This window comes from Enterococcus mundtii, from assembly GCF_002947535.1.
In the GTDB taxonomy this organism is placed as follows: domain Bacteria; phylum Bacillota; class Bacilli; order Lactobacillales; family Enterococcaceae; genus Enterococcus_B; species Enterococcus_B mundtii_B.
In genome coordinates this window covers 22,946-29,093 of sequence record NZ_PUAP01000006.1, presented here as the reverse complement: position 1 = coordinate 29,093, position 6,148 = coordinate 22,946, and the positions used below count along the sequence as shown (strand labels likewise).

Sequence of the window (6,148 nt, the reverse complement as noted above, 5' to 3'; positions counted from 1 at the left end):
CTTAATTATACAAACGGCGAGGCGAGATAAAAAAGGTTCTGTTGCAAAGTTTTAAAATAAACAACCAGCATTCCGTTTTGACTGCTTTTTAAGCTGGGATACCCAATAAGACCTTGATTTCAGTGCAAACCGAAAAGCCGAAGAGTGTGCCCTCTTTTCGGCTTTTCTTGTATATTCCGCGAATCGTTTCCATGCCTTTAATCGTTGTTGAGGCAGTGCGTAAGCTTCGATAAAATTTATTCCGACGTTTGATTGGTCGATGATCTTGCTCAATCAAGTTATTGAGATACTTAACTGTTCTGTGTTCTGTCTTCGTATACAGACCAGCTTTTTGTAATTTTTTAAACGCACTGCCAATAGATGGTGCCTTGTCTGTGACTAGAACCTTTGGTTCGCCAAACTGCTTTCTAAGACGTTTTAAAAATGCGTAGGCTGCTTGTGTGTCGCGTTTTTTACGTAGCCAAATGTCCAGCGTTAAACCGTCTGCATCGATCGCGCGATACAAATAGTGCCAGGTCCCTTTGATTTTGATATACGTTTCATCCATTTTCCATGAATAAAAGGATTTTTTATTTTTCTTTTTCCAAATTTGATATAGGGCTTTGCCGTATTCTTGTACCCAACGGTAAATCGTTGTATGACACACATGAATGCCACGATCATAAAGTATTTCTTGAACGTCTCGATAGCTGAGGTTATAACGAAGATAATAGCCAACGGCGACAATAATCACGTCTTTTTGAAATTGTTTCCCTTTGAAATGCTTCATCTTCGTTCCTCCTGCTATCTTTTTCTATTATTCTACCTTGTTTGATAGTAGATTTAAAACTTTGCAACAGAACCGAATAAAGCATGATCAATAACGTCGTATTAGTAGGAAGATTAATGAGAGATCCAGAATTAAAATTTACACCGAACGGTGCTGCAGTGGTCACGTTCACTTTGGCCGTGAATCGAAATTTTACCAATCAAAGCGGTCAAAGAGAAGCTGACTTCATAAATTGTGTCATTTGGCGTAAACCAGCCGAAACCCTTGCCAATTACGCAAAGAAAGGGACGCTTCTCGGCGTGACTGGACGTGTTCAGACAAGATCTTACGATAACCCACAAGGACAACGAGTGTACGTCACAGAAGTCGTGGCAGAGACGTTGCAATTAATGGAATCAAAAGATGTGTCTGAGCAGCGTGCGAATGAATCCAACGAAACAGCTGAAAAAAACAAACCAACACCGCCGCCGCTACCAAAACAAGAAACGGATCCATTTGCACAAAGCAGTTCGGCAATTGATGTGTCAAATGATGATTTACCTTTTTAATTATACAAAAGCCAATGATTGCAGAAATAAAACTCAAAAAAGTGCCAACGTTTGGTAACGTTGGCACTGAGAGAGTTGAAAATAAAAGGTGCACTTATTGGATTTTTTAACCTCATATAATCAACATAGCTTTAGCTTACTATTTTGGTAATAGCTAGTCAATTTCTAAGTGTTGAAGAATAAATAATGATTGTTGGATCGTTCAAAATAGATTTGTTGATTAAAAAAATTCTTCATGGTATTTTTAAAATGTAAAAATATTTATAAGAAGGAGTTAATTGCATGAAAAAATTGATGGTTATGTTACTTGCGTTAGGATCTTTTATGGTATTTTCACATAAGGCAAATGCTTCTACGGTTACTGATAGCGTAGAGATAAATGGTAATAGTGCAAAAGTAGAAGTGAACGATGAGCAGTATTTAGAATTTGAAAAGGGGTATTTAGGTTCTTTAGAAGGGATTTCAATTGAACCAGAAAAAAGTAACAATAACGATTCTGGTTTTAGAGCCGCAGCTGTTGTCCCAATCAGATCGTATAACAAAACAATTACAATGACCTTCAGCAATACAAATTTTCCATCAAGTACAAACTATAGTGAATATAAATATAATGCTTGGTACAGAGGAACTTTGACTTTCCAATCATCTAAAAAAAGTGGAAATTCTTACATTGCAACTTATTCAGGTGCATTATTTATTTCTAACTAATATTAGAGTTTGATTCTCTGATATAAGTTAATCTATAAAAAGCCCACGATGATTCTCTCGTGGGCTTTTTCGTGTCTAAAAAACAAATGACAATAGTATAGGCTACACCTTCGTCTTAGCCAAAGCCTGTATGAGTAAACCATACTCATACAACAGTGACAACTTTAATATGAAAAGAGGAAAAACGTGCGATTATTTGATGTTCACCAATTTGAATTATCTGAAAAAGAGGTGATTGATTGGGATAAAACCAAAAGTGAGATCGGATCGATGCTCTCTAGTTATCTTGTTTCAAGAGAAAGGATGGGATTGACGAGGATGCCGCCGATCCATTCTACGTATTCGCTCTTAGACCAAGATATACCAGAAATCAAACACTCTAGCTTTGTTCAAGAAAATCAGCAGTTCAAACAAGAGTTTCTTTATTTTCACCACTTATTTTCTTTGGGTCTGACGGCCACTAGCCATCCATATAAACCAGAAATCACCGATCGGAGACGAAAGATTTTTTTGATGCGTTTTGTCTACGGATTATCAATCATGTGAGCGATCGGATCCATTATCAGAAAAATGTGATTGTCGATGATTCTCAATCAGGCTTACTGCAGTTTGCGAATGCTTTGTCTATTTTGGCTTTAAAAGAACAAGAGATCTCTGCCTGATCCTGGTATTTTTTTCTACCGATCACTTCGGGTTGTGTCAGCAACACGGTTTCTGAAGGAGCGGTGGTGGTGGCTGGAGCGACTGAAGGAACAAGAATTTCACTCGGATTTAGACATAAAAAAAACGCTAAAAGCCTTGATAAATATAGGTTTTTAGCGTGAGTTATGGTATAATATGAGTACAGTAAAGTTTGTGACGGTGGCCTTTTTTTTGAAAGTGAGGTGGTGCATTATGAATGTACTATCGAAATCTGAAGAAAGGAGTAGCCTTTTGCAAGATGTGGATATAATCGGCATTTTGTTAGCAATAGCGCCTGTTTTATTAGCCTTCATTGGTTTAATCGAAGCATGTGTGAAACTAGCAGATACGATTATAAACACTCGTTCTTCTAAGCGTAAAAGCAAGAAGAAACGAAAAAAGAGTGCAAAAAAATAACCGTCAACTTTAGCAGGGTTACGGTTATTTTTAACTAATTGATCCGCCGCCGTCTTAAACGGTGCTGTAGGGGAGTTGTTAGCGCAACTCCTCTTTACATAGTAAGTATAGCAAGATTTCAGTGAAATATCAACCTTTTGCTCTACAGACGTGCCTTGCACGTCTATTTTTTTTGCCCTCCTAAGTGGTGTAGGCGGCTGGAACGTGGAGGGCAAAAAAGATCGCTTTTCTTTCTTAAAAAAAGGCCTAAGTACCACCATTGTTCCGAAATTTAACAAACCATTTCCTCGGTATTCTTAATCCATCAGGTACTTGAAATACCTTTCATGCGCATGAAGAAACTGAGTGAACAATGGAAAATGGGACAACAGAAAATAAAGGCACCTTTTTAGATCTTTTTTCAGGAATCGGAGGATTTCGTTTAGGGATGGAACAAGCTGGCTACCGATGTGTTGGGTATTGTGAGATCGATGGCCATGCCAGAAAAAGTTATCAATCAATTTTTGACACAAAACAGGAGGTAGAAATGCATGATATCACAAAACTTTCAGATGAATTTATTCGAGGAATCGGACGTGTGGACATTGTCACGGGAGGATTTCCGTGCCAAGCTTTCAGCCTTGCAGGAAAAAGAAAAGGTTTTTCAGATACTAGAGGAACTCTCTTTTTTGAGATTGCACGCTTCGCATCTATCTTGCGACCTAAGCTTTTATACCTTGAAAACGTCAAAGGACTCCTCAACCATGAACGAGGGGCTACGTTTGAGACGATCCTCCGAACCCTGGATGAATTGGGGTATGACGTGGAGTGGCAACTGTTTAACAGCAAAGAGTTTGTCGCCCAAAACAGAGAGCGTGTATTTATTATCGGACATCTTAGAGGAGCAGGTACCAAAAAGATTTTTCCTCTCACAAGAGAAGAAGGATCAGCTGATCAAAAATCAGGAAGGATCCATTTAGCTGGAACGACACATGCAGCGAATGATTTAAGTCGATTTACACGAGAAAGAACGTACTATACGGACGGTCTGATGGGGACTTTGACCGCAACGGACTACAAAACACCGAAACAAATCGTTGTTGGCAACGTCAATCCAAGCGGTGGAGGAATGAATGGCCAAGTGTATGACGCTTCAGGACTTAGTCCTACGATCACCACAAACAAAGGAGAAGGAAATAAAATTGCGATCCCGATCCTAACGCCAGATAAAGCTACTATTCGTCAAAACGGCCGTAGAATGAAGGAAAATGAAGCGCCGATGTTTACCTTAACCACACAAGATCGTCACGGAATTATCGTGGCAGGGTCGATCGATGGTTCCTATCGATCAGCTGCAGCGATCCATTCCGTAGAAGGGTTATGCCCTACACTTACCACCATGAGTGGTGGCGGCCACGAACCCAAAATACTGGTGAAAGAAGCCACGAAAAAAGGCTATACTGCAGCACTACCAGGCGATAGTATCAATTTCGCTTATCCTAAATCTACAAAACGTCGGGGACGTGTGGGAAATCAGCAAGCAAATACCGTCGTTACAGGTGATCAGCAAGCCGTAGTAACCGATGATTTTCAGATCCGGAAACTAACACCACTTGAATGTTGGCGACTGCAGTCGTTTCCTGATTGGGCCTTTTTATCAGCGAAATTCGGTAGTAGGCAGATCGCTGAAGAAATAATCAGTAACGGGCTTGATCACTATAACTGCAGATACGATCAAAAAACTTCGGACAGCCAGCTGTACAAACAAGCTGGAAATTCGGTTACTGTATCAGTCATTTATTTCATAGCAAAACACTTCGAAATAAATGATACGACGGCTTTTGATCACTTTAGCGAAAGGTAAATAATTATAGATAGTTCTTGAAAAGAACGGTATGCCGTGATATAATAAATATACGGTATACCGTTATTTCGTTTAGGTTAAGGAGGGATTTTATTAAAAATAGATTGAACAAAAAAAGCATTTATTCTGCTGGGAACAGAATAAATGCACAGTAACAAATCCTTTCACGGGACGCTACTACTCAAAATATACCATAATTGCGAGTAGTGGCAAGCTTTAATTGTCACACTCCTTTCAGGAGGAAAAAATATGTATGCAGATAAAGAAAAAATTGAATGGCTGCTATTTAAAAGCGGTCACTCGATCACTGAAATCAAGAATAGATCCGGAGTCAAAGCAATGACTGTCTCTGATTTGATGCACAAGAAATCTTCTATAGAAAGAATGCGATTCGATAACGCTGCAAAGCTTACAAAACTTGCGGATCAATTAAAAGAAGAAATCACTGAATAATCAGGGTTTTGCCTTGTAACTCCTTATCTTTAGGAGGAAAAACTATGAACGCCGTTTTAAATAAGAAAAAATGTACTGTGACATTTGATCACTATGAAGATAATAACAATGTAGCGATTCAACTGGTTAAGAAAAGAAGAGGTCAGTCTGAAGAAGAGCTGCTTGCTACGGCTACGGTAAACACGAGTATCGGAATCAGACAAGATTTCGTCGCAATCAAAGGGTGGTCTGAAAATACGGGCATTGAAGAGGTACTGATAGAAGCTGGTGTCATTTGTGAGGAAGCTGTAGGGGCAATTCCTTGTGGCATGGCTGTTGCAAAAGTCTTTCCTCTTACAGAAGAAGCAAAGGAAGTCATGAAAAACAATCAGTAGAAAAGAGTCAGTTCAAAGCTACGGCGAGTGTGTTTTCACGCTCGCTGCGTCTTTGATTCAATCTATGATCGTTTCAATGAAGGAGAGCGAGTTATGGCCATTGCAAAAGGAAATACACGTCTTCCTGTAACGCTTAATGAAAAGAGGAAGCAGGGACTGAAGCACTTGAACACCAAGTACAAGAAAAGTGAATCGAAGTTAATGTGTATCGCTTTAGATATGTTGCTTGAGCAAGAAAAAGCGGGATTTGAGATTCCTGCGCTCAGAAAGTGACCGCACTTTATTTTCTATTTCATTGAAGTGCTATCACTTATCAGTGAAACCGTTATTCAATACGTGGTAAACTAAAATCAGA

The 6,148-nt window shown here is 39.2% G+C and carries 9 protein-coding genes; 8 read left to right on the top strand and 1 reads right to left on the bottom strand.

The window, feature by feature from the left end; genetic code table 11:
- Positions 1-88 precede the first annotated feature (88 nt).
- Positions 89-769: an IS6 family transposase gene (locus CUS89_RS02000; protein WP_104870840.1), complete on the bottom strand. Its 681-nt coding sequence runs from the start codon at positions 767-769 to the stop codon at positions 89-91.
- 83 nt (positions 770-852) lie between these two features.
- Between CUS89_RS02000 and ssb the strand changes: the two genes are divergently transcribed.
- The 8 genes from ssb to CUS89_RS01955 all read left to right on the top strand — a co-directional run bounded on the left by ssb (position 853) and on the right by CUS89_RS01955 (position 6,066).
- Positions 853-1,317, top strand: a complete 465-nt coding sequence (gene ssb, locus CUS89_RS01995) for a single-stranded DNA-binding protein (protein ID WP_104870839.1) — start codon at positions 853-855, stop codon at positions 1,315-1,317.
- A gap of 282 nt (positions 1,318-1,599) precedes the next feature.
- Complete coding sequence (locus tag CUS89_RS01990) at positions 1,600-2,025, top strand: hypothetical protein (RefSeq protein ID WP_005237629.1); 426 nt, start codon at positions 1,600-1,602, stop codon at positions 2,023-2,025.
- A 186-nt stretch (positions 2,026-2,211) separates the two neighbouring features.
- The gene (locus CUS89_RS01985; RefSeq protein WP_005237627.1) at positions 2,212-2,571 is read left to right on the top strand and encodes a hypothetical protein; all 360 of its coding nucleotides are present in this window, start codon (positions 2,212-2,214) and stop codon (positions 2,569-2,571) included.
- Positions 2,572-2,919: 348 nt separating this feature from the next.
- Positions 2,920-3,123 carry a hypothetical protein gene (locus CUS89_RS01975; RefSeq protein ID WP_010750032.1) on the top strand — a complete coding sequence of 68 codons (204 nt, stop codon included), beginning with the start codon at positions 2,920-2,922 and terminating at the stop codon, positions 3,121-3,123.
- Between the two features lie 352 nt (positions 3,124-3,475).
- Positions 3,476-4,966 carry a DNA (cytosine-5-)-methyltransferase gene (gene dcm / locus CUS89_RS01970; RefSeq protein WP_104870838.1) on the top strand — a complete coding sequence of 497 codons (1,491 nt, stop codon included), beginning with the start codon at positions 3,476-3,478 and terminating at the stop codon, positions 4,964-4,966.
- Between the two features lie 249 nt (positions 4,967-5,215).
- Positions 5,216-5,419 (top strand): hypothetical protein, encoded by a 204-nt coding sequence (locus CUS89_RS01965; protein ID WP_034871981.1) that lies wholly within the window; start codon positions 5,216-5,218, stop codon positions 5,417-5,419.
- 44 nt (positions 5,420-5,463) lie between these two features.
- Positions 5,464-5,793 carry a hypothetical protein gene (locus CUS89_RS01960; protein ID WP_104870837.1) on the top strand — a complete coding sequence of 110 codons (330 nt, stop codon included), beginning with the start codon at positions 5,464-5,466 and terminating at the stop codon, positions 5,791-5,793.
- A gap of 93 nt (positions 5,794-5,886) precedes the next feature.
- Positions 5,887-6,066 carry a hypothetical protein gene (locus CUS89_RS01955; RefSeq protein ID WP_010748127.1) on the top strand — a complete coding sequence of 60 codons (180 nt, stop codon included), beginning with the start codon at positions 5,887-5,889 and terminating at the stop codon, positions 6,064-6,066.
- Positions 6,067-6,148 lie beyond the last annotated feature (82 nt).